Source organism: Caulobacter endophyticus (assembly GCF_029543245.1).
Lineage (GTDB): Bacteria > Pseudomonadota > Alphaproteobacteria > Caulobacterales > Caulobacteraceae > Caulobacter > Caulobacter endophyticus_A.
Genome location: NZ_JARQWV010000018.1, coordinates 57,960 through 84,959, shown reverse-complemented (window position 1 = coordinate 84,959; position 27,000 = coordinate 57,960). Strand labels below are relative to the sequence as shown.

Annotated in this window: 29 protein-coding genes and 2 pseudogenes; 9 read left to right on the top strand and 22 right to left on the bottom strand. The window is 69.0% G+C overall.

Features of this window, described 5'->3' with window-relative positions:
* Positions 1 to 219: 219 nt before the first annotated feature.
* From P7A99_RS17495 to trmD, 8 genes are all read right to left on the bottom strand, one after another.
* Positions 220 to 2,142, bottom strand: coding sequence for a methyl-accepting chemotaxis protein (locus P7A99_RS17495; protein WP_277795049.1), 1,923 nt, complete (start codon positions 2,140 to 2,142; stop codon positions 220 to 222).
* Between the two features lie 102 nt (positions 2,143 to 2,244).
* Positions 2,245 to 3,297, bottom strand: coding sequence for a 3-isopropylmalate dehydrogenase (gene leuB, locus P7A99_RS17490; protein WP_277795048.1), 1,053 nt, complete (start codon positions 3,295 to 3,297; stop codon positions 2,245 to 2,247).
* 1 nt (position 3,298) lies between these two features.
* Entirely contained in the window at positions 3,299 to 3,601 is a 303-nt protein-coding gene (locus tag P7A99_RS17485; RefSeq protein WP_277795047.1) for a putative quinol monooxygenase, read from the bottom strand.
* Between the two features lie 139 nt (positions 3,602 to 3,740).
* Positions 3,741 to 4,349: a 3-isopropylmalate dehydratase small subunit gene (gene leuD, locus P7A99_RS17480; RefSeq protein WP_277795046.1), complete on the bottom strand. Its 609-nt coding sequence runs from the start codon at positions 4,347 to 4,349 to the stop codon at positions 3,741 to 3,743.
* On the bottom strand, positions 4,349 to 5,791 hold the full coding sequence (leuC, locus tag P7A99_RS17475) for a 3-isopropylmalate dehydratase large subunit (protein ID WP_277795045.1): 1,443 nt from the start codon (positions 5,789 to 5,791) through the stop codon (positions 4,349 to 4,351). Before leuC ends, leuD begins: the two co-directional genes overlap by 1 nt.
* Before the next feature lie 439 nt (positions 5,792 to 6,230).
* On the bottom strand, positions 6,231 to 6,695 hold the full coding sequence (locus P7A99_RS17470) for a hypothetical protein (RefSeq protein ID WP_277795044.1): 465 nt from the start codon (positions 6,693 to 6,695) through the stop codon (positions 6,231 to 6,233).
* 121 nt (positions 6,696 to 6,816) lie between these two features.
* Positions 6,817 to 7,200 (bottom strand): 50S ribosomal protein L19, encoded by a 384-nt coding sequence (gene rplS / locus P7A99_RS17465; RefSeq protein ID WP_277795043.1) that lies wholly within the window; start codon positions 7,198 to 7,200, stop codon positions 6,817 to 6,819.
* A 2-nt stretch (positions 7,201 to 7,202) separates the two neighbouring features.
* Positions 7,203 to 7,940 (bottom strand): tRNA (guanosine(37)-N1)-methyltransferase TrmD, encoded by a 738-nt coding sequence (gene trmD / locus P7A99_RS17460; RefSeq protein ID WP_277795042.1) that lies wholly within the window; start codon positions 7,938 to 7,940, stop codon positions 7,203 to 7,205.
* A gap of 408 nt (positions 7,941 to 8,348) precedes the next feature.
* Here trmD and rlmN point away from each other — a divergent pair, with 408 nt between their 5' ends.
* Positions 8,349 to 9,554 carry a 23S rRNA (adenine(2503)-C(2))-methyltransferase RlmN gene (gene rlmN, locus P7A99_RS17455; protein WP_277795041.1) on the top strand — a complete coding sequence of 402 codons (1,206 nt, stop codon included), beginning with the start codon at positions 8,349 to 8,351 and terminating at the stop codon, positions 9,552 to 9,554.
* A 162-nt stretch (positions 9,555 to 9,716) separates the two neighbouring features.
* On the opposite strand, the pseudogene P7A99_RS25245 reads toward rlmN, so the two are convergent.
* Positions 9,717 to 9,794: pseudogene (locus P7A99_RS25245) on the bottom strand (hypothetical protein); the annotation flags it as partial.
* Positions 9,795 to 9,954: 160 nt separating this feature from the next.
* Here P7A99_RS25245 and P7A99_RS17445 point away from each other — a divergent pair.
* Both P7A99_RS17445 and P7A99_RS17440 read left to right on the top strand, forming a co-directional pair.
* Positions 9,955 to 10,380, top strand: a complete 426-nt coding sequence (locus tag P7A99_RS17445) for a DUF350 domain-containing protein (protein WP_101718505.1) — start codon at positions 9,955 to 9,957, stop codon at positions 10,378 to 10,380.
* Between the two features lie 28 nt (positions 10,381 to 10,408).
* The gene (locus P7A99_RS17440; RefSeq protein WP_277795040.1) at positions 10,409 to 11,251 is read left to right on the top strand and encodes a S1 family peptidase; all 843 of its coding nucleotides are present in this window, start codon (positions 10,409 to 10,411) and stop codon (positions 11,249 to 11,251) included.
* A gap of 170 nt (positions 11,252 to 11,421) precedes the next feature.
* On the opposite strand, the gene hemF is transcribed toward P7A99_RS17440, so the two are convergent.
* A complete protein-coding gene (gene hemF / locus P7A99_RS17435; protein ID WP_277795039.1) occupies positions 11,422 to 12,306 on the bottom strand; it encodes an oxygen-dependent coproporphyrinogen oxidase in 885 nt (294 codons plus the stop codon).
* 231 nt (positions 12,307 to 12,537) lie between these two features.
* Between hemF and P7A99_RS17430 the strand changes: the two genes are divergently transcribed.
* The gene (locus tag P7A99_RS17430) at positions 12,538 to 12,879 is read left to right on the top strand and encodes an endonuclease domain-containing protein (RefSeq protein WP_277795038.1); all 342 of its coding nucleotides are present in this window, start codon (positions 12,538 to 12,540) and stop codon (positions 12,877 to 12,879) included.
* 139 nt (positions 12,880 to 13,018) lie between these two features.
* On the opposite strand, the gene P7A99_RS17425 is transcribed toward P7A99_RS17430, so the two are convergent.
* Both P7A99_RS17425 and P7A99_RS17420 read right to left on the bottom strand, forming a co-directional pair.
* Positions 13,019 to 13,960, bottom strand: a complete 942-nt coding sequence (locus P7A99_RS17425; RefSeq protein WP_277795037.1) for an electron transfer flavoprotein subunit alpha/FixB family protein — start codon at positions 13,958 to 13,960, stop codon at positions 13,019 to 13,021.
* A complete protein-coding gene (locus tag P7A99_RS17420; protein ID WP_277795036.1) occupies positions 13,960 to 14,706 on the bottom strand; it encodes an electron transfer flavoprotein subunit beta/FixA family protein in 747 nt (248 codons plus the stop codon). The genes P7A99_RS17425 and P7A99_RS17420 overlap by 1 nt, the downstream gene beginning before the upstream one ends.
* 232 nt (positions 14,707 to 14,938) lie before the next feature.
* On the opposite strand from P7A99_RS17420, the gene P7A99_RS17415 reads away from it, so the two are divergent.
* Entirely contained in the window at positions 14,939 to 15,205 is a 267-nt protein-coding gene (locus P7A99_RS17415; protein ID WP_277795035.1) for a hypothetical protein, read from the top strand.
* Positions 15,206 to 15,209: 4 nt separating this feature from the next.
* Here the strand turns inward: P7A99_RS17415 and P7A99_RS17410 are convergent, their stop codons facing one another.
* On the bottom strand, positions 15,210 to 15,356 hold the full coding sequence (locus P7A99_RS17410) for a hypothetical protein (RefSeq protein WP_277795034.1): 147 nt from the start codon (positions 15,354 to 15,356) through the stop codon (positions 15,210 to 15,212).
* Between the two features lie 136 nt (positions 15,357 to 15,492).
* Between P7A99_RS17410 and P7A99_RS17405 the strand changes: the two genes are divergently transcribed.
* Positions 15,493 to 15,762: a hypothetical protein gene (locus P7A99_RS17405; RefSeq protein WP_277795033.1), complete on the top strand. Its 270-nt coding sequence runs from the start codon at positions 15,493 to 15,495 to the stop codon at positions 15,760 to 15,762.
* A gap of 164 nt (positions 15,763 to 15,926) precedes the next feature.
* On the opposite strand, the gene P7A99_RS17400 is transcribed toward P7A99_RS17405, so the two are convergent.
* The 6 genes from P7A99_RS17400 to P7A99_RS17375 form a co-directional block, all read right to left on the bottom strand.
* Entirely contained in the window at positions 15,927 to 16,136 is a 210-nt protein-coding gene (locus tag P7A99_RS17400; RefSeq protein WP_277795032.1) for a cold-shock protein, read from the bottom strand.
* A 76-nt stretch (positions 16,137 to 16,212) separates the two neighbouring features.
* Complete coding sequence (locus P7A99_RS17395) at positions 16,213 to 17,997, bottom strand: SLC13 family permease (RefSeq protein WP_277795031.1); 1,785 nt, start codon at positions 17,995 to 17,997, stop codon at positions 16,213 to 16,215.
* Positions 17,998 to 18,084: 87 nt separating this feature from the next.
* Complete coding sequence (locus tag P7A99_RS17390) at positions 18,085 to 19,305, bottom strand: CCA tRNA nucleotidyltransferase (protein ID WP_431307686.1); 1,221 nt, start codon at positions 19,303 to 19,305, stop codon at positions 18,085 to 18,087.
* 370 nt (positions 19,306 to 19,675) lie between these two features.
* Positions 19,676 to 20,332: a CoA pyrophosphatase gene (locus tag P7A99_RS17385; RefSeq protein ID WP_277795029.1), complete on the bottom strand. Its 657-nt coding sequence runs from the start codon at positions 20,330 to 20,332 to the stop codon at positions 19,676 to 19,678.
* Positions 20,329 to 20,904 (bottom strand): DUF1285 domain-containing protein, encoded by a 576-nt coding sequence (locus P7A99_RS17380; RefSeq protein WP_277795028.1) that lies wholly within the window; start codon positions 20,902 to 20,904, stop codon positions 20,329 to 20,331. The genes P7A99_RS17385 and P7A99_RS17380 overlap by 4 nt, the downstream gene beginning before the upstream one ends.
* Positions 20,905 to 21,116: 212 nt before the next feature.
* Positions 21,117 to 21,638, bottom strand: a complete 522-nt coding sequence (locus P7A99_RS17375; protein ID WP_277795027.1) for a GNAT family N-acetyltransferase — start codon at positions 21,636 to 21,638, stop codon at positions 21,117 to 21,119.
* A gap of 264 nt (positions 21,639 to 21,902) precedes the next feature.
* Here P7A99_RS17375 and P7A99_RS17370 point away from each other — a divergent pair, with 264 nt between their 5' ends.
* On the top strand, positions 21,903 to 23,165 hold the full coding sequence (locus tag P7A99_RS17370; protein ID WP_277795026.1) for an MFS transporter: 1,263 nt from the start codon (positions 21,903 to 21,905) through the stop codon (positions 23,163 to 23,165).
* A 160-nt stretch (positions 23,166 to 23,325) separates the two neighbouring features.
* On the opposite strand, the pseudogene P7A99_RS17365 reads toward P7A99_RS17370, so the two are convergent.
* Positions 23,326 to 23,805: pseudogene (locus P7A99_RS17365) on the bottom strand (GNAT family N-acetyltransferase).
* On the opposite strand from P7A99_RS17365, the gene P7A99_RS17360 reads away from it, so the two are divergent.
* A complete protein-coding gene (locus P7A99_RS17360) occupies positions 23,804 to 24,130 on the top strand; it encodes a TfoX/Sxy family protein (RefSeq protein ID WP_277795025.1) in 327 nt (108 codons plus the stop codon). The pseudogene P7A99_RS17365 and the gene P7A99_RS17360 overlap by 2 nt on opposite strands.
* A 3-nt stretch (positions 24,131 to 24,133) precedes the next feature.
* On the opposite strand, the gene P7A99_RS17355 is transcribed toward P7A99_RS17360, so the two are convergent.
* A complete protein-coding gene (locus P7A99_RS17355; RefSeq protein ID WP_277795024.1) occupies positions 24,134 to 25,222 on the bottom strand; it encodes a Fic family protein in 1,089 nt (362 codons plus the stop codon).
* 76 nt (positions 25,223 to 25,298) lie between these two features.
* Positions 25,299 to 26,156, bottom strand: coding sequence for an SDR family oxidoreductase (locus P7A99_RS17350; protein WP_277795023.1), 858 nt, complete (start codon positions 26,154 to 26,156; stop codon positions 25,299 to 25,301).
* A 135-nt stretch (positions 26,157 to 26,291) separates the two neighbouring features.
* Here P7A99_RS17350 and P7A99_RS17345 point away from each other — a divergent pair, with 135 nt between their 5' ends.
* Positions 26,292 to 26,993 (top strand): class I SAM-dependent methyltransferase, encoded by a 702-nt coding sequence (locus tag P7A99_RS17345; RefSeq protein WP_277795022.1) that lies wholly within the window; start codon positions 26,292 to 26,294, stop codon positions 26,991 to 26,993.
* The last annotated feature ends 7 nt before the right edge of the window (positions 26,994 to 27,000 follow it).

Sequence of the window (27,000 nt, the reverse complement as noted above, 5' to 3'; positions counted from 1 at the left end):
CTGGGTCCCGGATAAGCGCTGCGCGCTTTCCGGGATGACGAGCGGGTTGGCTTAGGGGCGGAGCCCTATCTTGAAACCCTGAAACCTCTCACCCTCCCGCGCCTGCGGCGCGGGCCCCTCCCTCTCTCTCAGAGAGAGGGATCAGGAACGAAAAAGGGGAACGCCTTGCGACGCTCCCCCTTTCCGGTCTTGGGACCACCTCCCCCAAAGGGGGAAGCCTTAGAACTCTTCCCAGCTATCCACCGCCAGGGCGGCCGAGCCTTCGGTGGCGAAGGCGGCGGCGCGGGCCTGGGCGGCGCGGGCCGGGCTGGCGGCCGGGCGCGAGGCCGGGGTGGCGGCGCGCGGGGCCGAGGCGGCCATGGCGGCGCCGGCGACCTTGAAGCGGCCGACCTGGACGGCCAGCTCGCCGGCCTCGCCCTTCAGCGAGTGGGTGGCGGCGGTGGCTTCTTCCACCATGGCGGCGTTCTGCTGGACGACCTGGTCCATCTGGTTCACCGCGACGTTCACCTGGTGCAGGCCGGTGGACTGCTCCTGGGCGCTGGCGGCGATCTCGCCGACCAGGGCGTCGATGCTGGCCACCTGGTCGACGATGGCGCGCAGGGCCTCGCCGGTCTGGCCGACCAGGGACACGCCGGCCTCGACCTGCTGGGTCGAGGTCGAGATCAGGCCCTTGATCTCCTTGGCCGCTTCGGCCGAGCGCTGGGCCAGGGCCCGGACTTCCTGGGCGACGACCGCGAAGCCCTTGCCCGCGTCACCGGCGCGCGCGGCTTCGACGCCGGCGTTCAGGGCCAGAAGGTTGGTCTGGAAGGCGATCTCGTCGATGACGCCGATGATGTTGCCGATCTGGCCCGAGGACTGCTCGATGCCGGCCATGGCGCCGACCGCCTGGTCGACGATGCGGCCCGAGCGCTCGGCGCCGGCGCGGGCGCCGGCCACCAGGCTGGAGACTTCCTTGGCGCCCGAGGCGGTCTTGCGGACCGTGGCGGTGATCTGGTCGAGGGCGGCGGCGGTCTCTTCCAGGCTGGCGGCCTGCTGCTCGGTGCGACGCGACAGGTCGTCCGAAGCCTGGGCGATCTCTTCCGAACCCGCGCGGATGCCGCCGGCGGCGCCGTTAATGCCGCGCATGGCTTCTTCCAGACGGGCGGCGGCGGCGTTGAAGTCGGTCTTCAGCTGCTCGGCGTCCGGGGCGAAGGCGGCGGTGATGCGGAAGGTCAGGTCACCGTTCGACAGGTGACCCAGGGCCTCGGCCAGGGCCGACACGGCGACGGCGTCTTCCTGGGCCTTGCGGGCCTTGTCGGCCTCGACGCGGGCGCGCTCGGCCTCGGTCATGCGGCGCTGTTCGACGGCCTCGTCTTCCAGGCGCAGCTTGTGGATGGCGGCGTCCTTGAAGCTCAGCACGGCCTGGGCCATCTGGCCGACCTCGTCCTTGCGGCCGACGGCGGGGACTTCGATGGTGTTGTCGCCCGAGGCCAGGCGGCGCATGGCGGCGGTCATGGCGGCCACCGAGGCGCCGATGGTGCCCGACAGCATCCAGCCCATCAGGCCGGCGATGACCAGGGCGGCCACGCCCCCCAGCACCAGCGACAGGATGGCCAGATCCATGGCCGACTTCATCTCCTTGGCGCGCAGGGCGACGCGCTCGGCGGCGGCGTCGGTCAGTTCCTGCTGGACGCTCCGGATGTCGGTCAGGCTCTTGCGGCCCATCAGTTCGCCGGCGGTGATCCGGCCCATGACCGGATCGTTGTCGACCGCCGTCTGGGCGGGCTCGGCGATGGTCTTGCGCCAGACGCCCACAGCCGCGCGCAGGCGCTGGATGCGGGCCTTCTGTTCGGCGATCGTGGTCTTGCCCTCGAAGGCGTCCAGCGCCTTGTCGAACTGGGCGGCGTTCTCCTTGTAGGCCGTGGCGAATTCGGCGTCGCCAAGCAGGGCGTAGGCGCGCAGGGCGTTCTGCTGCTCGAGGACCAAGGTCATCATCTCCTCGGCCTCGGTGGCCAGGGAAAGGCTGCGCTGAGTGGAGACCGAGGCGTCCTCGATGCGCTGAAGGCTGGTGAACACCACGGCCGAAGAGGCCACGAAGGCGATGATCAGGGCGCTGAACGCGATCCCCAGCTTCGCCGATATCTTCAGGTCGTTGAAACGCATTTCGCCCAGGTCCCGACTTATCTTTTGATAAGCCAAGGAACTGGGCGAAAAAACTTAAGCAGAAATTGTAAAACGCCGAAATAACGGCGCTATTCTACTTAATCAGATGCGACACAATACCGCATCACCCATCTGAACAGTGGTCAGTTCTCCACCGAGATCACGGGTACGCGCGCCCGAATCCAGGGCGCCCTTGACGGCGGCGAGCAGGCGGTCGGCGGCTTCGACCTCCTTCAGCGACCAGCGCAGGGCCATCTCGAACGACAGGATGGCGGCCAGCGGATTGGCCAGGCCCTTGCCGGCGATGTCGGGGGCCGAGCCGTGGATCGGCTCGTAGAGGCCCGGCTTGTTGGGATCGCCGATGGCGGCCGAGGGCAGCATGCCCAGCGAGCCGGTCAACATGGCCGCGGCGTCCGACAGGATGTCGCCGAACAGGTTGTCGGTGACGATGACGTCGAACTGCTTGGGGGCGCGCACCAGCTGCATGGCGCAGTTGTCGGCCAGGATGTGCTCGAGCTCGACGTCCGGATATTCGCGGGCGTGCAGCTCGGTGATCACCTGCTTCCACAGCAGGCCCGACTCCATGACGTTCGACTTCTCGGCCGAGTGGACCTTGTTCTTGCGGCCGCGGGCCAGCTCGAAGGCCACGCGCCCGGCGCGCTCGATCTCGCTGGTGGTGTAGAGGGCGGTGTCGTAGCCCTTCTTCTGGCCGTCGGGCAGCACGTCGATGCCGCGCGGCTCGCCGAAATAGACGCCGCCGACCAGCTCGCGCACGAACATGATGTCCAGGCCCGAGACCAGCTCGGTCTTCAGGCTGGAGGCGCCGGCCAGGGCCTCGAAGCAATAGGCCGGGCGCAGGTTGGCGTAGACGTTCATCGCCTTGCGCAGGTTCAAGAGGCCCGCTTCCGGGCGCAGGTGGCGCGGGGCGTCGGCCCACTTGGGACCACCGACCGCGCCCATCAGCACCGCGTCGCTGGCCAGGGCGCGGTCGCGGACCTCGTCGGTCAGCGGCGTGCCGTGGGCGTCGTAGCTGGCGCCGCCGTAGATGGCTTCCTCGACATTCAGGCTGGGCACGAGGGCGGCGGCCACGCGGCGCACCTCCGCGCAGACTTCCGGACCGATGCCGTCGCCGGGGAGCAGGAGAAGCGTAGCCATTTCAGATCTCGCGATAGTCGGAAACGTCGAAGGACGACATGCGGCGGTCGTGGACGCCGTGCTCGGCCTGAGCCGCGCGCCACGCGGCCATATGCGGCGAAGCGCGGTGGAAGGCCAAGGCCGCTTCGTCGGTGAAGTGCTCGAAAACCCGGATCAGCCCCGGATCGAGCGGATCCTCCGACAGGGCGTAGGCCAGGCAGCCCGGCTCGCCGCGCGATCCGGCCACCTGGGCGGCCATGTGCGGACGCAGGGCCTCCAGGCGCTCGGGCGCGAAGCGGATGGAGCCGGCGAGGATCAGGGTCATTCGAAACTCTCCCCCTTCCCCCTTTGATGGGGGAAGGGTCGGGGATGGGGGTGGAAGCCTGTCAGGATGTAGCGCGAACCCAGCCGCCGCGGTCACCCCCACCCCAGCCCTCCCCCATCAAGGGGGAGGGAGCGCGCGTTCAGGACTCCAGCCAGGGCTGGCCGATGGCGCGCTTGCTTTCGAAGACGTCGATGTCGGTCGCGTGCTGCAGGGTCTCGCCGATGGCGTCGAGACCCTTGAGCATCTTGGCCTTGCGGACCGGGTCGATCTGGAAGCTGAAGGTCTTGCCCGAGGGCGAAACCACCGTCTGGGCTTCCAGGTCGACGCTGACCATGTGGTTGCCGCCCTTGGCCTCGTCCATCAGGACGCTGACCTCGTCGGCCGCCAGCACCACCGGCAAGAGGCCGTTGTTGAAGCAGTTGTTGTTGAAGATGTCGGCGAAGCTGGTCGAGATCACGCACATGATCCCGAAGTCCATCAGGGCCCAGGGAGCATGTTCGCGCGAGGAGCCGCAGCCGAAGTTGTCGCCGGCGATCAGCACGGACGAGCCCTTGTACTCCGGGCGGTTGAGCACGAAGTCGGCGATCTCGTTCCCGTTCGGATCGAAGCGGAAGTCGAAGAACAGGCCCTTGCCCAGGCCCTCACGCTCGACGGTCTTGAGGAACTGCTTAGGGATGATCTGGTCGGTGTCGATATTGGCCAGCGACAGGGGCGCCGCGCGGCCGTCGAGACGGGTGAAGGCTTGCATCAGTTCGTCTCCGACAGCAGGGTCCGCACGTCGACCAGGTGGCCGGCGATCGCCGCCGCCGCCGCCATGGCGGGCGAGACGAGGTGGGTGCGGCCGCCGCGGCCCTGACGGCCCTCGAAGTTGCGGTTGCTGGTCGAGGCGCAGCGCTCGCCCGGCTCCAGACGGTCGGGGTTCATGCCAAGGCACATCGAGCAGCCCGGCTCGCGCCAGTCGAAGCCCGCGGCCTTGAAGATGGCGTCCAGGCCTTCGGACTCGGCCTGTTCCTTCACCAGACCCGAGCCCGGCACGACCATCGCCTTGACGTGCGGGGCCACCATGCGGCCGTGCAGGAAGGCTTCCTGCACCACGGCGGCGGCGGCGCGCATGTCCTCGATGCGGCTGTTGGTGCACGAGCCGATGAAGACGCGGTCGATGCGGGCTTCCGAGATCGGCTGGCCGGCGGTCAGGCCCATATAGTCCAGGGCCCGGTGAGCGGCGGCGCGCTTGTCGGCGGTGGCGAAGCTTTCCGGCTCGGGGACGTTGCCGGTGATCGGCACGACGTCTTCCGGCGAGGTGCCCCAGGTGACCATCGGCACGAGGGCCGCGCCATCGATGACGACGGTGCGGTCGAAGACGGCGTCCTCGTCGGAGAAGAAGGTCTTCCAGTGGCTGACGGCCATGTCCCAGGCCGCGCCCTTCGGCGCGGCGGGCTTGCCCTGCACATAGGCGAAGGTGGTCTCGTCCGGCGCCACCAGGCCGGCCTTTGCGCCGCCCTCGATGGTCAGGTTGCAGAGGGTCATGCGGCCCTCCATGGTCAGGCCGCGCACGGCCTCGCCGGCGTATTCGATGACATAGCCGGTGCCGCCGGCCGTGCCGATCTCGCCGATGACGGCCAGGGCGATGTCCTTGGCCGTGACGCCGGGACCCAGCTGGCCGTCGACGCGGACCAGCATGTTCCTGGCCTTCTTCTGGCGCAGGGTCTGGGTGGCCAGCACGTGCTCGACTTCCGAGGTGCCGATGCCGTGGGCCAGGGCCCCGAAGGCGCCGTGGGTCGAGGTGTGGCTGTCGCCGCAGACGATGGTCATGCCCGGCTGGGTGCGGCCCTGCTCGGGGCCCACCACGTGGACAATGCCGTTGCGGATGTCGCCCATCGGGAAATATTCGATCCCGTTGTCGGCGACGTTGCGGCCCAGCGTCTGGAGCTGAAGACGCGCTTCCTCGTCCTGCACGGCTTCGACGCCGGCGGCCTGGTTCTGCGTCGGCACGTTGTGGTCGGCCACGGCGAGCGTGCGGTCCGGACGGCGCACGGGGCGACGCGCGGCGCGAAGGCCGGCGAAGGCCTGCGGCGTGGTCACCTCGTGGATCAGGTGCAGGTCGATGTACAGGATGGCCTCGCCGTCGGTTTCGTTGACGACGTGGGCGTCCCAGATCTTGTCGTAGAGGGTCTTTGTTGCGCGGGTCATAGCGACCCGCATCTAGGCCTGAAGCGCGGGCGCGTAAAGCGAGGAAGCGCCAAAAATCCGCTGTGTGATCGCCGCGCAGCGATCGATCCTGCCCCGAGGGGATGCTGAAACAACGTCCAGGCGCACATTTCTTGCCCCGAAGCCTGACCCCTGGTCGTGGAAGCGCGAGCCCGCGGCGGTCGCCTTGGTCCCCATCCGGCGGGACGAGGACCATTGAACGCAACCTCGAACGACTAAGGGCGCGCCGGTCGTAGTGACCTGTCGGCGCGCCCTGGCATCGTTTGTACACTCCAGGGGCCGATGGCTCCGCCTGAAGAGGGCCGTCCACTAGAAAGGAGACGGTCTGGAAGCCCGCCGTGTCTGAACAGCGAGGGTGAAATCATCATGCCACAGAACAACGGTCCGTCAAGATGCGTGCTTATGCACCAAGCTTGACCATTCAACGGGCCGGGGTCTTGGCGCCTTCCTCGCGGACACGCTTGAGCAGCCCCTCCCACGAGCCCTTGGGCACGGGACGCATGCTCAACAGGATCTGGTCGCCCCGGCCGTCGCAGTTCCAGTCGGCGAGCACCAGCCCGGTCCTGGGCACGTAGAAGGCGCCGGCGTCGATCACCCGGTCGCCATCGCGGTCGACATAGAGCCGACCATTGACCTTGTAGAAGGTCATGCCGTGGATCGAGCGGACGAACCTCATGTTCGAGCGGCGGATCCAGTCGCCGCCGTAGCCGCCGGCGAAATAGATGCGGATCTCGTTGAGGTCGACGCTCGTCCCGCGCCGGCCGTTCGGCGCCAGCAGCTCGGGCTCGTCCCGGGTTCCAGGCAGGTCGGGAGTCGTCACCGCCGCCCCGGCGCTCGCCAGCACCGCTACAGCCAGCAGGCCGGCCGCCTTCATCACGCGCCGCATGCGCCCTCCCCGTCGCTCGCCCCAGGATTGCGCGGCGCGGAAGAGGGAGCAACCGCAAAAGCAAAAGGCCCCGGCGTTTCCGCCGGGGCCTTCGAACACTTCGCCGTAGCGAGCGAGCTGCTTATTCGGCGTCCTTACGGACGTTGACGCGCTCGGCGATACGGGCCGACTTACCGCGACGGTCGCGCAGGTAGTACAGCTTGGCGCGACGGACGACGCCGCGACGCTTGACTTCGATGCTTTCGATGCTCGGCGAGAGCAGCGGGAACAGACGTTCCACGCCTTCGCCGAACGAGATCTTGCGGACGGTGAAGCTCTCGTGGACGCCGGCGCCCTGACGAGCGATGCAGACGCCTTCGTAGGCCTGAACGCGCTCGCGCTCGCCTTCCTTGATCTTCACGTTGACGCGCAGGGTGTCGCCGGGACGGAATTCCGGGATCGCGCGGACGGCCAGCAGACGGGCCGATTCTTCTTGCTCGAGCTGAGCGATGATGTTGATCGCCATGATCATTTCTCCTTGGGCTTACCCGTTTTCGGGCCGCCTTTTGCCTGTTGATTGGCGAGATGCGCTTCCCAGAGATCTGGACGCCGCTCGCGGGTCGTTTCTTCACGCATACTGCGCCGCCACTGGTCGACCTTCTTGTGGTCGCCCGACAGCAGCACCTCGGGGATGTCGAGCCCTTCGAACGTCCGCGGTCTCGTGTACTGCGGATGCTCGAGGAGACCGTCCTCGAAGCTTTCTTCCAGCGTGCTCTCGATATTCCCCAGCACACCCGGGGCAAGTCGAACACACGCCTCGATCACCACCATCGCCGCCGCCTCGCCACCGGCGAGAACCGCGTCTCCGACGGAGACCTCCTCGAACCCGCGAGCGTCGAGCACCCGCTGGTCCACCCCCTCGAAGCGGCCGCACAGCACCACGACGCCAGGCGCCTTGGACCATTCACGAACGCGCGCCTGGGTCAGGGGCCTGCCCCGGGCGCTCATGTACAAAAGCGGCCGCCCATCGAGCTCCAGGCTATCCAGCGCAGAGGCGATGACGTCCGCTTTGAGCACGGCTCCCGCGCCGCCACCCGCGGGGGTGTCGTCGAGGAAGCCGCGCTTATCCTTGGAAAAGGCGCGAATGTCCAGTGTTTCCAATCGCCACAGGTCGGCCTCCTTCCAGGCGGTCCCGATCATCGAGACGCCGAGCGGGCCGGGGAAGGCCTCGGGGAACATGGTCATGACGGTGGCGGTGAACGGCATGGGCGCGGTTTAGCGGGAGATGGGGGGATTGTCTGCTCCTCCCTCGCGAAGCGGGGGAGGTGGCGCGGTGCGGATACGCGCCGTGACGGAGGGGGCGACGGCCGGCACGGCGCCCAGTCTCGGGGGGGGGGGGCCCGCGGCGCGCCCCCCCCCCCCCGCCCCGGGCGCCCCGCCGGCGCGCCGCGCGCCCCGAGCGCCACCCCCCTGGGGGGGTGGTGTCCGCGACGGGGAGGGTGGGGGGAGTAGCTGATGACGATCCACCGCCCAGAAAGCTGAAAACGTCCCCCCTCCGGCCCTCCGGGCCACCTCCCCCAGAGGGGGAGGATCCTCGCTTTTTGGAAAACCGCCTCACATCTGCTATATCCCCGCCTCGACCCCGCACATTCCTCGAATTTCCCGGACCGCCCCTTGAGCGTCACCCTCGACCTGTCCCGCGTTGCGCCCGCTGAAAAGGCCGACGCGGCCAAGCCGCCCGTCAACCTGTCGGGCCTGACCCGCCCGCAGCTGATCGCCGCCCTGACCGAGAGCGGCGTGGTCGAGCACGGCAAGGCCAAGATGCGCGCCACCCAGGTGTTCCGCTGGATCCACCATCGCGGCGTCACCGACTTTTCCCAGATGAGCGACGTGGCCAAGGAAACCCGCGCGCGGCTGGCCGAGACCTTCACCATCGCCCGCCCCGAGGTGGTCGAGCGCCAGGTCTCCAAGGACGGCACCCGCAAGTGGCTGATCCGCATGGCCCCGGGCATCGAGGTCGAGACCGTCTATATCCCGTCGGTGGGCCGGGTCGGGGCGCTGTGCGTGTCCAGCCAGGTCGGCTGCACGCTGAACTGCAGCTTCTGCCACACCGGCACCCAGCCGCTGGTGCGCAACCTGACCACCGCCGAGATCGTCGCCCAGGTGCAGATCGCCAAGGACGACCTGGCCGAATGGCCGTCGGACAAGGAAGACCGCCTGCTCAGCAACATCGTGTTCATGGGCATGGGCGAGCCGCTCTACAATCTGGGCCAGGTGGCCGACGCCATCGAGATCATCAGCGACAACGAGGGCATCGGCATCTCGCGTCGCCGGATCACGGTGTCGACCTCGGGCGTCGTGCCGATGCTGGAGAAGCTGGGCGATACGACCCAGGCCATGCTGGCCATCAGCCTGCACGCCACCAACGACGAGCTGCGCGACGTGCTGGTGCCGCTGAACAAGAAGTACCCGATCGCCGAGCTGATGGCCGGCATCCGCGCCTATCCGGGCCTCTCCAACGCCCGCCGCGTGACCTTCGAGTACGTGATGCTGAAGGGCGTCAACGACAGCCCCGACGAGGCCCGGGCGCTGGTCAAGCTGATCAAGGGCATCCCCGCCAAGATCAACCTGATCCCGTTCAATCCCTGGCCGGGCAGCCAGTACGAGTGCTCGGACTGGGGCGCGATCGAGACCTTCGCGGCGATCCTCAACAAGGCCGGCTACTCCTCGCCGATCCGCACCCCGCGCGGCCGCGACATCCTGGCCGCCTGCGGCCAGCTGAAGAGCGAAAGCGAAAAGGTCCGCGCCAGCGCCCTGCGCAAGCTGTCGATGGCCGCCATGGCCGGCATGCTGGAAGACGACGCCGACGACACGGCGTAATTTCCCTCTCTCATGGAGAGAGGGAGGGGCCCGTCGCCGCAGGCGATGGGAGGGTGAGAGGGTACGCCCTCTCCCATTAAAACAACCTACCCTCGTCATCCCGGAAAGCCCGCAGGGCTTATCCGGGACCCAGGGGACTGGGCTCTGCGGCCAACTCAAGCGCCCCAGCGGACGCCGATGCATTGCGGCGGCCCCTGGGTCCCGGGTCTCCGCTGCGCTCCGCCCGGGATGACGGCCTGAACAGGCCGGCGGTGAAACCTCTCACCCTCCCACCGCTCCGCGGCGGGCCCCTCCCTCTCTCAAAGAGAGAGGGTTCGACGCTCCAAAGGCGAGCCCCCTACGCAAGCCTCGCCAACCCGTGTTAGAGCTTGCCCCTCAAGTCCCAGGGGGTCGCGTAAACATGCCTCAGATCCAGTCGCCCGAGATCCAGGCCTTCGCCAACGGCCTGCTGACGACCCTGACCCATGTGGGCGTGACCATGGCGATGCTGATCGCCGGGGCGGCGATCTACATCCTTCTGACCCCGCACCGCGAGATCAAGCTGATCCGCGAGGGCAATGCGGCCGCCGCCCTGTCGCTGGGCGGCGTGATGACGGGCCTGGCCATACCGCTGGCCGCCTCGCTGGCGGCCTCGACCTCGGTGATCGAGATCCTGCTGTGGGGCGTGGCGACGCTGGCGCTGCAGCTGCTGGTGTTCCGCCTGACCGACATGATGCTGAAGGGCCTGCCCGAGCGGATCAACGAGGGCGAGGTCTCGGCCGCCGCCCTGCTGGTGGGCGCCAAGCTGGCCACCGCCATCATCATCGCCGCCGGCGTGGCGGGCTGAGAGCAAGGGGGCTGACGGAGCGGGGCGCGTGCATTTCCCCAAGCTTCCAGACTGGCTGGTCTACGGCGCCGTGGTCGCCGCCCTGCTGGTGGTCGCCATCGGCCGCCAGGAGCGCGCCGACGCGCCTCCGCCGCCGCCGCCGGTGCCCGGCGAGGAAGGCGTGCCGCTTGGCCCGGCCTCGCCCTTCGACCCGTCGATCGTGGTGCAGGTGCCCGACAAGCAGGAGCCGGCCTCGGGCACGGCCTTCTCGGTGGGGCAGAACGGCGTCTGGCTGACGGCCCGCCACGTGGTCGACGGCTGCAAGCAGGCCGCCATCCTGGTCGCCGACGGACGCGGCGTGGCCGCGCGGGTGACCATCGACCCGCGGTTCGACGCGGCCATACTGACCACCGAAGGCGGCGCGCCGGCCATGCCGGTCAATCTCGGCGACCCGCGCAAGGGCATGCGGGCCTTCCACCCCGGCTTCCCGCAGGGCCACGCCGGCGAGGTGGCCTCGCGCCTGATCGGCCGCGAGAACCTGGTGATCCACGGGCGCGGCGCGCGCACCGAGCCGGTGCTGGTCTGGGCCGAGGTCGGCCGCACCGACAATCTGAAGGGCACGCTGGCGGGCCTCTCCGGCGCCCCGGCGCTGGACAGCGCCGGCCGCGTGATCGGCGTGACCGTGGCGGAGTCGCCGCGTCGCGGCCGCATCTACACCACCGCCCCCGAAAGCCTGCGCACCCTGATCGCCCGCACGCCCCGCCGCGGCGGCGACGCCAGCATCCCCGAGTTCGCCCCGGGCGAGGCCATCACCACCGACAACTACGGCCGCATCGCCGACGGCCTGCGGCGGGATCTGCGCGTGGCGCAGGTGGTGTGTTTGGCTGTCTAGCCCTCTCCCCCTGCGGGAGAGGGTGGCCTCCCGAAGGGAGGTCGGGTGAGGGGTCGCACGAACGGAAACGCCGCGAAAGCCGATCAGCTTTCGCGGCGTCCTGCATTTGAGAGACCCCTCATCCGTCGGCTTACGCCGACACCTTCTCCCGCAAGGGGAGAAGGATCAGCTTACGGCCACTTCACCTCGGGGGGCATGGAGCTGAGGATCGACTCGGTGTTGCCGCCGGTCTTCAGGCCGAACATCGTGCCGCGGTCGTAGAGCAGGTTGAACTCGACATAGCGGCCACGCTGGATCAGCTGCTGCTCGCGCTCCTCGGGCGTCCAGGCCTCGTTCATGCGGCGGCGCACCAGGGTGGGGTAGATCTCGAGGAAGGCCCGGCCGACGTCCTGCGTGAAGGCGAAGTCGCGCTCCCAGTCGCCGCTGTCATGGTGGTCGTAGAAGATGCCGCCGATGCCGCGCGGCTCGTTGCGGTGCGGCAGGAAGAAGTACTCGTCGCACCAGGCCTTGTACTTGGCGTACCAGTCCGGATCGTGCCTGTCGCAGGCGCGCTTGTAGGCGGCGTGGAAGTCGATGGCGTCGGGAAAGTCCTGCTGGCGCTGGTAGCCCAGCAGGGGGGTCAGGTCGCCGCCGCCGCCGAACCAGCCCTTGGTGGTGGCGATGAAGCGGGTGTTCATGTGCACGGCCGGCACGCGCGGATTGGTCATGTGCGCGATCAGGCTGATGCCGGTGGCGAAGAAGCGCGGATCCTCGGCCGCGCCCGGCATGGTCTTGGCCATCTCCGGCGGGAAGGTCCCGAACACGGTGGAGACGTGCACGCCGACCTTCTCGAACAGCCGCCCGCGCATCATGCCCATCACCCCGCCGCCGCCGGCCGGGCGATCCCACGGCTTCAGCTCGAAGCGGCCCGGCTGGTCGCCGTACAGCTCGGCCGGCGCCTCGTCCTCGAGGGTCTCGAAGGCGGCGCAGATCTGGTCGCGAAGGCTCTCGAACCAGGCCCGGGCGCGGGCCTTGCTGGCTTCGAGATCGGAAAGGGTGTCGGCTTGTTGCGTCATGGGATCGGCTTAAGCCCAAGCCGGATAACAGGCAAATCCGGGCGGCCGCATAAGGGGTTTTGCGGAAGATATAGATCAAAAACGGGGGCAGGTTCCCCCGTGAAACCCTCTCTCTTAGAGAGAGGGAGGGGCCCGCCGCGCAGCGGTGGGAGGGTGAGTGGTTTCGCCCTCACAGAAAAATCCCGATGCCTTTGATTGAAAACGCAGGAGCCCAGCGCCCAGGCTTTGCTGATGGACAGGACCGCCTACGCCCGCCGCCTTCGCCAGAAGCAGACCCTGGCCGAAAAGACGCTTTGGGCCCTGGTCCGCAACCGTCGGCTCTCAGGCTTCAAGTTCATGCGGCAGATTGCGATCGGCCGCTATTTCGCGGACTTCGTCTGCGAGGCGGGCAAGCTGATCGTGGAGCTCGACGGCGCGGCCCATGACGGTCGCGAAGACTATGACCGCCAGCGCACCGAAACTTTGGAACAGCTTGGATACGTGGTGTTGAGGTTTCAAAACGAGCAGGTCCTGGCCGATCCCGGCGGGACCGCCGACGAGATCATGACTGCGCTCCAGTCGGCCAGGCCGTAACCACTCACCCTCCCACCGCCTGCGGCGGCGGGCCCCTCCCTCTCTCTAAGAGAGAGGGATCCCGGATGGCGCCTGGGCTGAAAAACAAAAAGGCCCGGGATTGCTCCCGGGCCTTTGGTTCTGGATCGCTCCAGACGCCTTACTTGCCGGCGGCGGTGAGCGCGCTCATCAGGTCCGGCACGGCCGACTTGTAGTCGGCGACCAGGCCGTAGTCGGCGACCTGGAAGATCGGCGCGTCGGCGTCCTTGTTGATCGCGACGATCACCTTGGAGTCCTTCATGCCGGCCAGGTGCTGGATGGCGCCCGAGATGCCCACGGCGATGTAGAGCTGCGGGGCGACGACCTTGCCGGTCTGGCCGACCTGGTAGTCGTTCGGGGCGTAGCCCGCGTCGACAGCGGCGCGCGAGGCGCCGACGGCGGCGCCCAGCTTGTCGGCCAGGGGCTCGATGACCGCCTGGAACTCTTCGGCCGAGCCCATGGCGCGGCCGCCCGAGACGACGATCTTGGCCGCGGCCAGTTCCGGACGGTCGGACTTGACCATCTCTTCGCTGACGAAGCGGGTCTTGGCCGCATCGGCGCCCGAGACGGTTTCGACCGAGGCCGAACCGCCGTCGGCGGCCGCCGCGAAGGCGGTCGGACGCACGGTGATCACCTTCTTGGCGTCGGCCGACTGGACGGTCTCCAGCGCGTTGCCGGCGTAGATCGGACGCACGAAGGTGTCGGCCGAGACCACTTCGATGATGTCGCTGATCGGGGCGACGTCGAGCTTGGCGGCGATGCGCGGGGCGAAGTTCTTGCCGCCGGCGGTGGCCGGGACGAGGATCGCGTCGTAATTGCCGGCCAGGGCCAGGGCCGCGTCGGCCTGGGCTTCGGCGATCCCGTGACCCAGGGCGTCGCTTTCGGCGACCAGAACCTTGCGGACGCCGGCGATCTTGGCGGCGGCGTCAGCCACGCCCGAGACGCCCTTGCCCAGCACCAGCACGTCGACGTCGCCCGACAGCTTCAGGGCGGCGGTGACGGTCTTGTTGGTGCCGTCGCGCAGGTGCGCGTTGTCGTTGTCGGCGATGACGAGAACGGCCATTACAGCACCCCCGCGGTCGTGAGCTTGGAGACGAGATCGGCGGCGGACTCGACCTTGACGCCCGCCGAACGCTTGGCGGGCTCGGTGACCTTGACGACGGTCAGGCGCGGAGCGACGTCGACGCCGTAGTCGGCGACGGTCTTCTGCGCGATTTCCTTCTTCTTGGCCTTCATGATGTTGGGCAGAGACGCGTAGCGCGGCTCGTTGAGGCGCAGGTCGGCGGTGATCACGGCCGGCAGGTCGACGTCGAGGGTCTGCAAGCCCCCGTCGACTTCACGGGTGACCTTGGCCGACGAGCCGGCGATCTCGATGGCCGAGGCGAAGGTCGCCTGCGGCCAGTCGAGCAGGGCCGACAGCATCTGGCCCACGGCGTTGTTGTCGCCGTCGATGGCCTGCTTGCCCATCAGGACGAGGCCGGGCTGCTCTTCGGCCACCACAGCCTTCAGCAGCTTGGCCACGGCCAGCGGCTCGAGGTCGGCGTCGCTGGTGATCAGGATGCCGCGGTCGCCGCCCATGGCCAGGGCCGTGCGGATGGTTTCCTGGGCTTGAGCCGGGCCGATCGAGACGATGACGACCTCGGTCGCCGCGCCCTTTTCCTTGAGGCGCACCGCCTCTTCGACCGCGATCTCGCAGAACGGGTTCATCGACATCTTGACGTTCGCCAGGTCGACGCCCGTCTGGTCGGCTTTCACCCGAGCCTTCACGTTGTAATCGATAACCCGTTTGACCGGGACCAGAACCTTCATCGGTCTACGCCGCCTCCTGGCTGCTTCTCTTTCGAGGTTTCCCCTGCTTGGACCATCGACTTAGCGCGTCCTCACAGGTTTGCAAGTTTCCCCTGACGTAAGCGTAATGCGCTTTCTCAAGGATCATTCAAACAAATGTACGACACCTTTGACGAGCCGTCTGCGCCCCAGCGCGCTCCCGCCCGTGAAATGGGACTAGCCACATAGCGCGCCCGGTGCTTAAGACGCCGCCATGAACCGCAACATCAACCGCCTGAAGATCATCTTCATCGGAATCTTCCTCGCCAGCATCGTCGGCGTGTTCGGCTACCACTACCTTTGGGTGTGGCCGAAGGCGAAGTGCGAGGCGCGCGGCGGCGCCTGGGCCGGCAAGTGGCTCAAGTGCGCCACGGTCTATCCGATCGAGACCCTGACCGGCCGCCCGGCCAACGTGCCGCCGATCAACACCGACACCTCCAAGATGGAAGGCCCGTCGGTGCGGAACCCGGAAAAGAAGTAAGCGCCTATTCGGGCGAGGGCTCGCCCTCACCGCCCTCGGCCCGCTTGGCGGCCTTGGCGGCGGCCTTGTCGGCCGCCTTTTCCGCGGCCTTGGCCGCCTTCTGGCGCTCGCGTTCCTGACGCTCGAAATTGTAGTTCGGCTTGCGGGCCATGCGGCTCCCCTTCGTCGACAGACCGCCCAGCCTATGAAGCGCGGGCGGGCGCCTCTGCGTTCCTAACCTTGGCCGTGTTCGGACGGAAAGGTCCACATCGAATGGAGCGAACGGCCAAGCTGGGCGTTCCCTCTTCATGCGTAAAAGTTCAGCCGTTCCGCGTACGGGCCAAGGCGCCCTGACCATCGCCCGCCACAGCCAGGAGATCGGCTTCTCGCTGCTGGTCTCCAGCGGCCCCGCGGGCCGCCGCTCCGGCAAGGGCAGCCTGACGGGCGAGCCCGAGGCCATGCGCCAGGCCTTCCGCGCCGGCGACGCTCGCCTGACCCTCGACGACGGCACCGAGCACCAGATCGCCATCGTCGCCCACACCGAAGGCGACGGCACGGCCTATTTCGAGCTGCGGTAGGGGTTCGCCCCCCGCCTCTTCATCCGAGCATCCCCGCGCAGGCGGGGATCCAAGCGGCGCCAGCGGTCGATCCACGGCCGCGCCTCACTCGGAAAGTCAGCTTGGGTCCCCGCCTACGCGGGGAAGAACGGTTGTTTGAGCGCATCCGCGCCCACGCCCCGCGCTCAGGCCCTAAGCTTGCCGGCCACCATCTGGCCGCTGAACGGGTCGCGCTCCAGTTCGTAGGCGATGATCTGGCCGTCCTCCAGGGGCGGCAGGCCCGCGCGCTCGACCGCGGCGGCGTTGACGCGGATCTCGGATCCGTCGTCGCCGTCGGGCGCGATATAGCCAAAGCCCTTGGCGGTGTCGAACCACAGCACAGTGCCCGTCGCCATGCGGACGCCCCTCGTCAACGGTCGCGATAGCCGGACTATGACGAGGTTTTGCAGCGCGGCAAGCCTTCCCCAACCGTCAACGCCCGGCCAGAGGCCAGACCAGCGCGATCAGGGCCGGCGCCGTCAGCAGGATCAGCAGGGAGAGCGGAGCGCCCAGCCGGGCGTAGTCTCCGAACCGGTAGCCGCCGGGACCCAGCACCAGGGTGTTGCACTGGTGGCCGACCGGCGTGAGGAAGTCGCAGCCGGCGCCCACCGCTACGGCCATCAGGAACGGGTCGGGACTGAGGCCCAGCCGCTCGGCCAGGCCCAGCCCGATGGGCGCGACGATCAGCACGGTGGCGGCGTTGTTGAGGAAGGGCGTGGCCAGCATCGCCACGGCCATCATCGCCGTGAGGGTCAGAAGCGGCGGCAGGCCGTCGAAGGCGCCCGACAGCCAGGCGGCGATCAGGTCGGTGCCGCCGCTCTTCTGGATGGTGTCGCTGACCGGGATCATCGCCGCCACCAGCACCAGCACCGGCCCCTCCAGCGAGGCATAGGCCTCGCGCATGCGCAGGGCGCCGGTGGCCACCACCAGCACCGCAGCGGCGAAGAAGCCGGCCGCCACCGGCAGCACGCCCAGCGCCACCAGCACCATGGCCCCGGCCAGTATGGCGGCCGGCAGGACCGCATGGCGCACCCCGCCCAGCCGCACCTCGCGCTCGGCCAGCGGCAGGCAGCCCAGGGCCTGCAGCGCGCCGGGCAACTGCTGCTCGCTTCCCTGCAGCACGAGAATGTCGCCGGCCTTCATGCGGATCGTCGCCAGCCGCCCGGCCAGGCGATAGCCGGCGCGGCTGACGCCCAGCAGGTTGACGCCGTAGGTCTCGTTCAGGGCCAGGCCCTTGGCGGTCTTGCCGATCAGGTCGCTTTCAGCGCCGATCACCGCCTCGACCACCCGCACCTCGTCGGTCGGCTCGTCCATCACCACCGGCCGCTTGGCGTCGGACAGGCGCAGGCGGGCCTTGAGGATCAGCTCGTTCAGCGCCTGCTGCTGGCCCTCCAGCAGCAGCACGTCGCCGGGCTGGATCTTGCGGGCGGCGTTCGGCGAGGCGATCCGCTCGCGGCCCCGCAGTATGGCCACCACCGCCACGGCGCCTTCGGCGGCGCGCTTAAGGTCGCCAACCCGGCCCTGCTCGAAGCTCCAGTCGCCCGGGATCTCCACCTCGGTGACATAGGCGTTGGCGGCCAGGGCCGCGTCGATGTCGACCGCCGCCTCGCGTCCGGCCGGCAGCAGGCGATAGGCGAAGGCCAGATAGGCGATGGCCATCACCGTCAGGGCCGCGCCCACCGGCATGAAGTCGAACATGGCGAAGGGCTTGCCCAGCGCCTCCTGTCGCACCTCGGAGACGATGATGTTGGGCGAGGTGCCGACCAGCACGGCCAGGCCGCCGACCAGCGAGCCGAACGACATCGGCATCAGGATCCGCGACGGCGGCACGCCGGTGTTCTTCGCCATCCTCAAGGCCGAGGGCATCATCAGGGCCAGGGCCCCGACGTTCTTGGTGGCCATCGACAGCACCGCGGTGATCGCCGCCATCACCGGCGCCTGGCTGCGGGCGGTCTTCAGCCGCGGCAGCAGCGGGGCCATCAGGGTGTCGACTATGCCCGAACGCGACACCGCCGCGCTGAGCACCAGGGCGCTGGCGATGATGATGACGATGTCGTTGGAAAAGCCGTCGAAGGCGCTCTTCACTGGGATCAGTCCCGACACCACGCCCACGGCCAGGGCCCCGACGGCGATCAGGTCGTAGCGCCAGCGGCCCCACACGAAGCACAGCACCGTGGCGCCCACCAGCGCGAAGGACAGTCCCTGCTGCAACGTCACGTCCGGCGCCCTCCCCCAAAGCTTAGCTCCGGAAAGGTAACGAGCGGAGGGGCGATCCGTTCAGCGGCGGTGTTGCTCAGACCCGCCTCAAACCGCCATGCCCTGGACCACCGCCTTGAGGCGCTCGATGACCGACAGCTTGTCCTCGATGAAGTCCTGGTCGATCCACCAGATCTCGACCTCGCGCATCACCTCGCCGACCAGCGGACCCTTGGCCACGCCGGCGCGCATCACCTCCTCGCCGGTAAGCGGGAAGGTCGGAGGATCCCAGTTCTCGGCCAGGGCCAGGAGGGCGCGCCACTGCGAGGTGGTGGCCGGACGGGTCGAGCCGGCCCAGGCCAGCTTCACCCGGTCGGTGAAGGTGCGCAGGCTGAGCGCGTAGACGGCGCGGCGGGCCTCGCGCGGGCTCATCCACGAGACGATGCGCGGCGAGGTTCCGACCGCCTCGATCAGCCGTTCCTTCAGGGCGTTCGACAGGCGCAGGCGCTCGGCCAGCTCGCGGGCCAGCACGCCGTCGTCGGGGATCAGGGCGGCCAGGCGCAGCTCGACGTCGTTCTCGAACAATTGCTCGGTCTCGATGGCGACCAGGCCGTCCAGGCGCGCCAGCGACTTCACGAACGGCAGGATGGCGGCGAGCACGCCGGTGGCCGCCATCAGCCGCAGGGCCGGACGCGGATCCTCGGCCGCCAGCAGCTTGAGGATCTCTTTCTGGGTGCGCTCGGCGGCGCGGCCCGAGACCAGACCTTTAAGCGCCTTGCAGGCGGCCAGGGCCTTGGCGTCGGGCTCGCCCTTGCCGTACCAGGCCTGGAAGCGGAAGAAGCGCAGGATCCGCAGATAGTCCTCGCGGATGCGGGTCATCGGCTCGCCGACGAACACCACCTTGCCGTCCTTGGCGTCCTGCACCCCGTGGCCGGTGGGGTCGTAGAGGCGGCCCTCGCCGTCGACATAGAGGGCGTTGAAGCGGAAGTCGCGGCGCTGGGCGTCCTCTTCCCAGGCGTGGGTGAAGGCCACCACCGCCCGGCGGCCGTCGGTGGAGACGTCGCGGCGCAGGGTGGTGATCTCGAACGGGATCTTGCCGGAGACGGCCGTGACCGTGCCGTGGTCGACGCCGGTCGGGATGGCCTTCAGCCCCGCCTCGCCCAGCGCCTCGATCACCTGGTCGGGCGTAAGCGTGGTGGCGATGTCGATGTCGTCGACCGGCTTGTTCATCAGGGTGTTGCGCACGCAGCCGCCGACGAAGCGGGCGCAGCCCGGACGGCCCTTGGCCTCCAGGGCGGCGATCACCGCCTTGGTCTCGGGCCATGTCATCCACGGCGGCTGGCCGATGGTCTGGGTTTCCACGCGACATCCCCCTTACGCAACGGCAGGCCGCCACCCGTTGGCGCGGGCGGGACGTCCTGCTTTCAAACGACTATTTCAGGGAATGGACGCTCGCGCCAAGAGCGGAAACGCGCTCGTCCCCAACTGTCGGCGATAGGTCCAGGTCTCGGCCGCCCCCGCACCAAAGGCCGTCATACCGGCCGCAGCGAAGCGGAGAGCCGGGACCCAGGGGCCGGCGCACAGCGGTTGCCATCGCCAGCCTGACCGTCTCGCCCAGTCCCCTGGATCCCGGGTCTTCGGACCGCTACGCGGCCCTACGCCCGGGATGACGGATTTTGGGGGCTTCGAACCTAAAGGCTTACGCCTCGACCGCGACGCTCTCGGGGTGCAGCCGCTCGTACAACGCCCGCAGCATGCCCGCCGTCGCGCCCCAGATGAACCGCTCGTTCCACGGCATGGCGTAGAAGAACCGGCGGCCCGTGGGCGTGTCGCGGTGCTGGCGCTGGTGGTTGGCCGGATCCATCAGGAAGTCGAACGGCGTCTCGAAGACGTCGGCCACCTCGTCGGGATTGGCGACCAGCTCGCAGTCAGGATCGACGAACCCGACCACCGGCGTGACGTGGAAGCCGGTCACCGTGGCGTAGCCCTGGATCAGGCCGGCCACCTCGACGAAGCGGGGATCCAGGCCCACCTCCTCGTTGGCCTCGCGCAGGGCCGTGCCCCACGGCGTCTCGCCCGGATCGCAGCGGCCGCCGGGAAAAGCGATCTGGCCGGTGTGGCTGCGCAGGGTGTCCGAGCGCCTGGTGAGGATGACGTTCAGGCTGCCTGGCCGCTGCACCAGGCCGATCAGCACGGCGGCTGGCCGCAGGGCGTGGGGATTGTCGATCTTCATCCCCGGATTGAGGTCGAAGTCCGAACGCCAGTCGTTCTTCAGGCTGGGATCGTAGGCCTCGATCGGGTCGAGCCGGCTCTTGATGAAGGCCCGGCGCGCGGCGGCGTTGCACTGGGGGATCATGCCCGATCACTCGCAGCAGGCCCCACCGGGAACCAGGCGCCGTTGGAGGCGACGCCGAAGCGCCGCCCTTGGTCCGTGTCGCGCTCGCTGGCCATCTCGACCAGCTCATAGAACACCGGCCGGGCGATCAGCGCCTCCAGGCCCCGGCGCACGTGCAGATAGGGCCGCGGCTCGCCGGTGGCCGGATCTTCCTCCACCCGGATGGCGTGGTCGGGACCGGCCTCGACCTCGTCGCCGACATTGGTCCGGAAGCGCAGGGCCTCGCCGTCGCGGTCGACGCGCACGGCGATGAACGGGGCGTCCTCGACCGTGATCTTCATCTTCTCCACCGGCGTGACCAGGTGGAAGCCGTCGGGGTCGCGCCGCAGGATGGTCGAGAACAGCCGCACCAGGGCCTCGCGGCCGATCGGCGTACCCTCGTGGAACCAGACCCCGTCCCTGGCGATGCGGATGTCGATGTCGCCGCAGTGGGGCGGGTTCCACAGATGCACGGGCGGCAGGCCCTTGCCGCCGGCCGCTTGGGCGGCCTTGGCGACGCCGTCGAGTCCGGTGCGGGCTGTGTCTGAGGGCATGGACCTCAGTTAGGTCATGCGCGGCCCGGGCTCAAGCTGGAGCACGCGGGGGAGCAGCCGCCCGCCCTCCCCAAATCCGACCTTCCCCACGAAGGCGGGGATCCAAGCCGCGCTTGCGGGCTATCCACAGAGCGCGCCCGATCCTGAAAGTCAGCTTGGGTCCTCGCCTTCGCGGGGATGCATGGTGAAGAGGCTGGAGCTTCGGGGCCGCCCTAGCGAACCGCCACGCGCCCTTCGAAACCCTGGTCGCCGCCGGGGACCAGGGCCTTCAGCAGCACCCGGTGCTGGTCGGCCGGGCCGGGCATCACGACCTTGGCGGCGGGCGCGGCCGAAAAGCCGATGCGGGCGAAGTAGGGCGCGTCGCCGACCAGCAGCACGGCGTTCCAGCCGGCCTTGGCGGCCGCGGCGCAGGCGGCCTCGACCAGGGCCTGGCCCAGACCCGCGCTGCGCTGCTCGGAATCCACGGCCAGCGGGCCCAGGAACGCGGCGGGCTTGCCGCCGATCGTCACCGGCCACAGCCGCACGCTGCCGATCACCTGGCCGCCGCGCAGGGCGACGAACGAACAGGCGTCGAGCTTCTGATTGGTCTCGCGCAGCCGTTCCGACGACTTGGCGAAGCGGCCCGGGCCGAAGGCGCGATCGACCAGCGCCTCGACGGCGGCGGCGTGATGCGGGGTCTCGAGCTCGATCGAGGGGACGTCTTGCGGAACGAGGGCGGCGGAAGAAGCGGTCATGAGGCGACGAATATCCGGGTGCGAACAGGGGCTTTATCCCCGGCGCGTGACGCGGCCGCGACGGCCGCCGTTCCCGGGGGGCTTTAGGCGCGGACGGCGGTCCGCGCGGCGCAGGTTCGTCGTTGGCGTCGCATCGGCGGCGCTCTCCCCGTGGCAGAGGCGCGCGGCATACGGCCCAACGCCCCCCACGTCAACGAAATCGACGACCTTATGAGACAAACGCGATTGCGACGCTTCGTCTCAAGGGGCAGGGTCCGCGCCGAAATGTCAGACCCCTCCGCCCTCCCCGCCGATCCCGACACCTCGACCCGCGCCCTGCTGCGCGAGCGCGACTACCTGCTGTTCTGGGGGGCGCGGTTCGTGGGCACCCTGGGCGTGCAGATCCAGGCCGTGGCGCTGGGCTGGCAGGTCTACGCCATCGCCCGCCAGACCATGTCGGTGGGCGAGTCGGCCTTCATGGTCAGCATGATCGGCCTGGCGCAGTTCGTGCCGCTGTTCCTCTTGACCCTGATCGCCGGCGAGACGGCCGACCGCCGCAGCCGCAAGCACATCGCCATGATCACCCTGGGCGTCGACACGGTGAGCGTGCTGGTGCTGCTGTTCCTGGCCGTGAAGGGCATCCACGCCCTGTGGCCGATCTTCACCATGGCGGTGTTCTTCGGGGCCAGCCGGGCCTTCATGTCGCCGGCCGTCAGCGCCATGGGGCCGATGCTGGTGCCGCGCCCGCTCTTGCCGCGCGCCATCGCCTGGAACTCGCTGGCCTGGCAGAGCGCCTCGATCGCCGGACCGGCGCTGGGCGGCCTCCTGCTGGTGCACTCGGCGGGCCTGGCCTTCGGCGGGGCGGCGGCGCTGTACATCGTCGGCCAGGTCCTGCTGGCGTCGATCAGGAAATCGACCACGCCCGTGGCCCAGCCCGGCTCGCGCCTGGAGCTGATCAAGGAGGGGCTGGCCTATGTGTGGAACAACAAGATCGTCTTCGGCTCGATCTCGCTGGACCTGTTCGCGGTGATCCTGGGCGGGGCCACGGCCCTGCTGCCGGTCTTCGCCCGCGACGTGCTGCACATCGGCCCCGGCGGCTTTGGCCTGCTGCGCGCCTCGCCCGCCATCGGCGCGACGGCGGTGGCGATCTACCTGGCCAGCAACCCGATCCGCCGCCATGCGGGCCGGATCATGTTCGCCGGCGTGGCGGTGTTCGGCGCAGCCACCGTCGTCTTCGGCCTGTCCAAGCTGGTCTGGCTGTCGGTGGCGGCCCTGGCGATCCTGGGCGGGGCCGACATGTTGTCGGTCTATGTGCGCCAGACCCTGGTGCAGCTGGTCACGCCGGACGCCATGCGCGGCCGCGTCTCGGCCGTGTCGGGCGTGTTCATCAGCGCCTCGAACGAGCTGGGCGAGGTCGAGAGCGGCGCGGTCGCCTGGCTGCTCGGCCCCGTGGGCGCGGCGGTGTTCGGCGGCCTGGGGGCCATCGGCGTCACCGGCCTGTGGGCCTGGCTGTTCCCGGCGCTGCGCAAGGCCGACCGGCTGGAGTGATCACCCGCCAGCCACAACAACCTTGCCTCCCTGGGCCTCGTGCCCAGGGCCCATCGTTCAGCCGCTCAGACCTCGGACGACCTCGGCCGCAGCGGAAGCGGCGCCATGGATCCTCGGCACAAGGCCGAGGAAGGCGAAGAAGAGAGAGCCCGGCTGAAGATCAGCCCGCCGCCAGCCGCTCCAGCGCATCGCCGGTCATCCGCCGCACGGTCCACTCGTCCATCGCCGCCGCGCCCAGGCTGTCGTAGAAGGCGATCGACGGGGCGTTCCAGTCGAGCACGGCCCATTCCAGCCGGCCCAGGTTCTCGGCGATGCAGCGGCGGGCCAGGCCCGCCAGCAGCGCCTTGCCCGCGCCCGCGCCGCGCGCGGCCGGCCGTACGAACAGGTCCTCCAGATAGATCCCGTGGCGGCCGACGAAGGTCGAATAGTTGTAGAACCACAGGGCGATCCCCACCGGCTAGCCGTCGATCTGCGCGATGTCGCAGAAGGCCTTGGGCGCATCGCCAAACAGCGCCGCCTCGATGTGGGCTTGCGTGGCCTCCACCTCGTGCAGCAGCTTCTCGTATTCCGCCAGGTCGCGGATGAACGACAGGATCAGGGCGGCGTCTTCGGGCGCGGCGGGACGGACGGTGACGGGCATGGCGGTTTCGGAAGACTTCCTGGAGTTCGTGCTCGAGCAGCTGGCGCCCCTGGGAGCGCTGCAGCCCAAGCGGATGTTCGGCGGGGTCGGGATCTACGCCAATGGCCTGTTCTTCGCGATCCTCGACGACGACACCCTCTACCTGAAAGGCGACGCCGAGCTCAAACCCCGGTTCGAGGCGGCGGGCAGCCACGCCTTCGATCCCTTCGGCGAAGGCAAGCCCATGGCCTACTGGAGCGCCCCGGCCGAGGCCATGGACGACGCGGACCTGCTGGTGGAATGGGCCCACTGGGCCCTGGCCGTGGCGGGGCGGAAGAAGCGCTGAGCCTCAGCCGCCAGACACCCGCAGCAGCAGGGCCACCAGCGGCCGGTTGACGTAGTAGTTGTTGCGCCCCTGGCTGTGCTTTTCCAGCAGGCCGCCGGCGGCGAGTTCGTCGAGATACTTCGCCGCCGTCTGCCGCACGACGCCCAGGTCGTTCTGCACGAAATCGATGCGCGTATAGGGGTGGCGGAACAGGTTGTTGAGCAGGTCCTGCGAATAGAGCTTGGGATGGCCCGAGCGCAGGCGGGCCTTGTAGTCGGCCATCAGCGCGCCGACGCCCTGGACCAGCTCCAGCGTCTGGATCGAGGTCTCGGCGACCGCGCGCAGCATGTAGAGCACCCAGGCCTCCCACGCGCCTTCGTCGCGCACCCGCTGCAGCAGGCGGTAGTACTCGGCCTTGTGGGTGGTGATGTAGCGGCTGAGATAGAGGATCGGGATGTCCAGAAGCCCCATCCGGGTCAGGTAGAGCACGTTCAAAATCCGGCCGAGGCGACCATTGCCGTCCGGAAACGGATGGATGCTCTCGAACTGATGGTGGATCAGCGCCATCTTGATCAGCGGATCCAGATCGCAGACCGCATCGTCGTTCACGAACCGCTCCAACGCGGTCATGTGGCCGATGATCGCGTCGCGTTCCTGCGGCGGCACGTAGACGATCTGGCCGGTGGCGTCGTTGCGCAAGGCCGTTCCAGGCGTCGCCCGAAAGTCGCCGCCGGTGCGCTTGAGCATCTGGAACATCTCGACCAGCGTGTTGTTGGTCAGCAGGCCGGTATCGTGCAGGCGGTCAAAGCCGCGCTTGAGGGCGTCGCGGTAGAGGGCGACCTCCTTGCCTGGCCCGCCCTCGCCCGCCTCGGGAAACAGCGTTGCCTGGAACATCTCGTCCTGGGTGGTGACGATGTTCTCGATTTCCGAACTGGCGCGCGCTTCCTGCAGCGACAGGGTGTCGATCAGGATGCCCTGGTTGGGGATCGTAGCCGCCCGGCCCTTCAGCTCGGCCAGATAGCGGTGCGCACGTGCGGCCTCGCGCAGGACCGCCGTCGTCTCGAGCTCCGCGAGCGGCGGAAGCGGAGGAATGGCATAGGTCGCCTTCAACACGTCGCGCCCGTCATGTTAAAAATATCGCATTTCGATAACACGACGGGCGCAACATGTAAAAGTAAAGCGGCGTTTCCTAACCGATCACCACCCCCGGCGGCGGGACGCTGTCCTCCGGCACGAAGAAGTCGGGCATCAGGCTGGCGGTCGGGTCGACGCGGTACTTGTCGAACTCGCGAACGCCCTCGCCATAGAGGAAGGTGTCGTCGATCAGGAACTGGCCGGTGAACTCGCGCGAGGGCTTTTGGAAGATCGCGTGGGCGGCGTCGGCCATGATCTCGGGCGTGCGGCAGTGGCGCAGGCCCTCCTCGCCGGTCAGGGCGAACTGGATGGCGGCGGTGGCGATGCCGGTGCGCGGCCACAGGGCGTTGAAGGCGATCCCGTCGGCCTCGAACTCCTTGGCCATGCCCAGCACGCACATCGACATGCCGAACTTGGCCATGGTGTAGGCCACGTGGCCGCCGAACCAGCGCGGGCTCATGTCCAGCGGCGGCGACAGCATCAGCACGTGCGGATTGGCCGACTTCTTCAGGTGCGGGATGCAGGCCTTCGACGTCAGGAACGTGCCGCGCGTATTGACCTGGTGCATCAGGTCGTAGCGCTTCATGTCGGTCGACAGGGTGCCGGTCAGCGAGATGGCCGAGGCGTTGTTGACCAGGATGTCGATGCCGCCGAAGCGCTCTACCGCCTGGTCGACGGCCGACTGCACGCTGGCCTCGTCGCGCACATCGACCACCAGCGGCAGGGCCTGGCCGCCGGCCGCGGCGATCTCGTCGGCGGCGGTGTAGATGGTGCCGGGCAGCTTGGGATGCGGGTCTGCGGTCTTGGCCGCGACCACCACATTGGCGCCGTCGCGGGCGGCCCGCAGCGCGATGGAAAGACCGATGCCCCGGCTGGCCCCGGTGATGAACAGCGTCTTGCCCGAGAGGCTCATGGCGCTCCCTCCTTGTTGATTGCCGCCACCCTAAGGCCGAACGCGCCCCTCTTGCAGCCCCGCGATTCTCGCAACATATAAAGTTACGTGAACGGCGGCCGAGCGGCGTGCGTCGACGACGGCGGAGCCCTGCCCATGCGCACCGAGGATGGATCGAAACACTTCCTGGCGGCCTTCTCCGACCCGGCGGCCGTGGCCCGCTACGCCGAGGGGCCGCCGCGCTTCGTGCCGGGCTTCCACGACCTGCACCGCATGTGCGGGGTGATGCTGGCCGAGCGCGCGCCGCAGAACGCCCGGGTGCTGGTGGTCGGGGCCGGCGGCGGGCTGGAGCTGAAGGCGCTGGCCGAAGCACACCCCGGCTGGACCTTCGTCGGCGTCGATCCGGCCGCCGAGATGCTGCGCGGAGCGCAGCGCCTGCTGGGCCCTCTGAACGAGCGGGTGACGCTGGTCGAGGGCTATGTCGAGGACGTGGCCGAGCGTGATTTCGACGCGGCGACCTGCCTGCTGACACTGCACTTCCTGGGTCATGACGAGCGCCTGCGGACCGAGCGCGAGATCCACAGGCGCCTGAAGCCCGGCGCCCCCTTCGTCGCCGCCCACGGCAGCTTTCCCCAAGACCCCGGCCGGCGCGACGCCTGGCTCGACCGCTACGCCGCCTTCGCCGTCGCCTCGGGCTTCGACCCCGTCCAGGCCCGGGGCGCCCGCGACGCCGTGGCCGCCAGCGTCAACATGATCGCCCCGGAGGAAGACGAAGCCATCCTCCGCGCCGCCGGCTTCACCGACGTGACCCCGTTCTACGCGGCCTTCACTTGGCGGGCCTGGGCGGCGTATGCGTGAAGGCGGG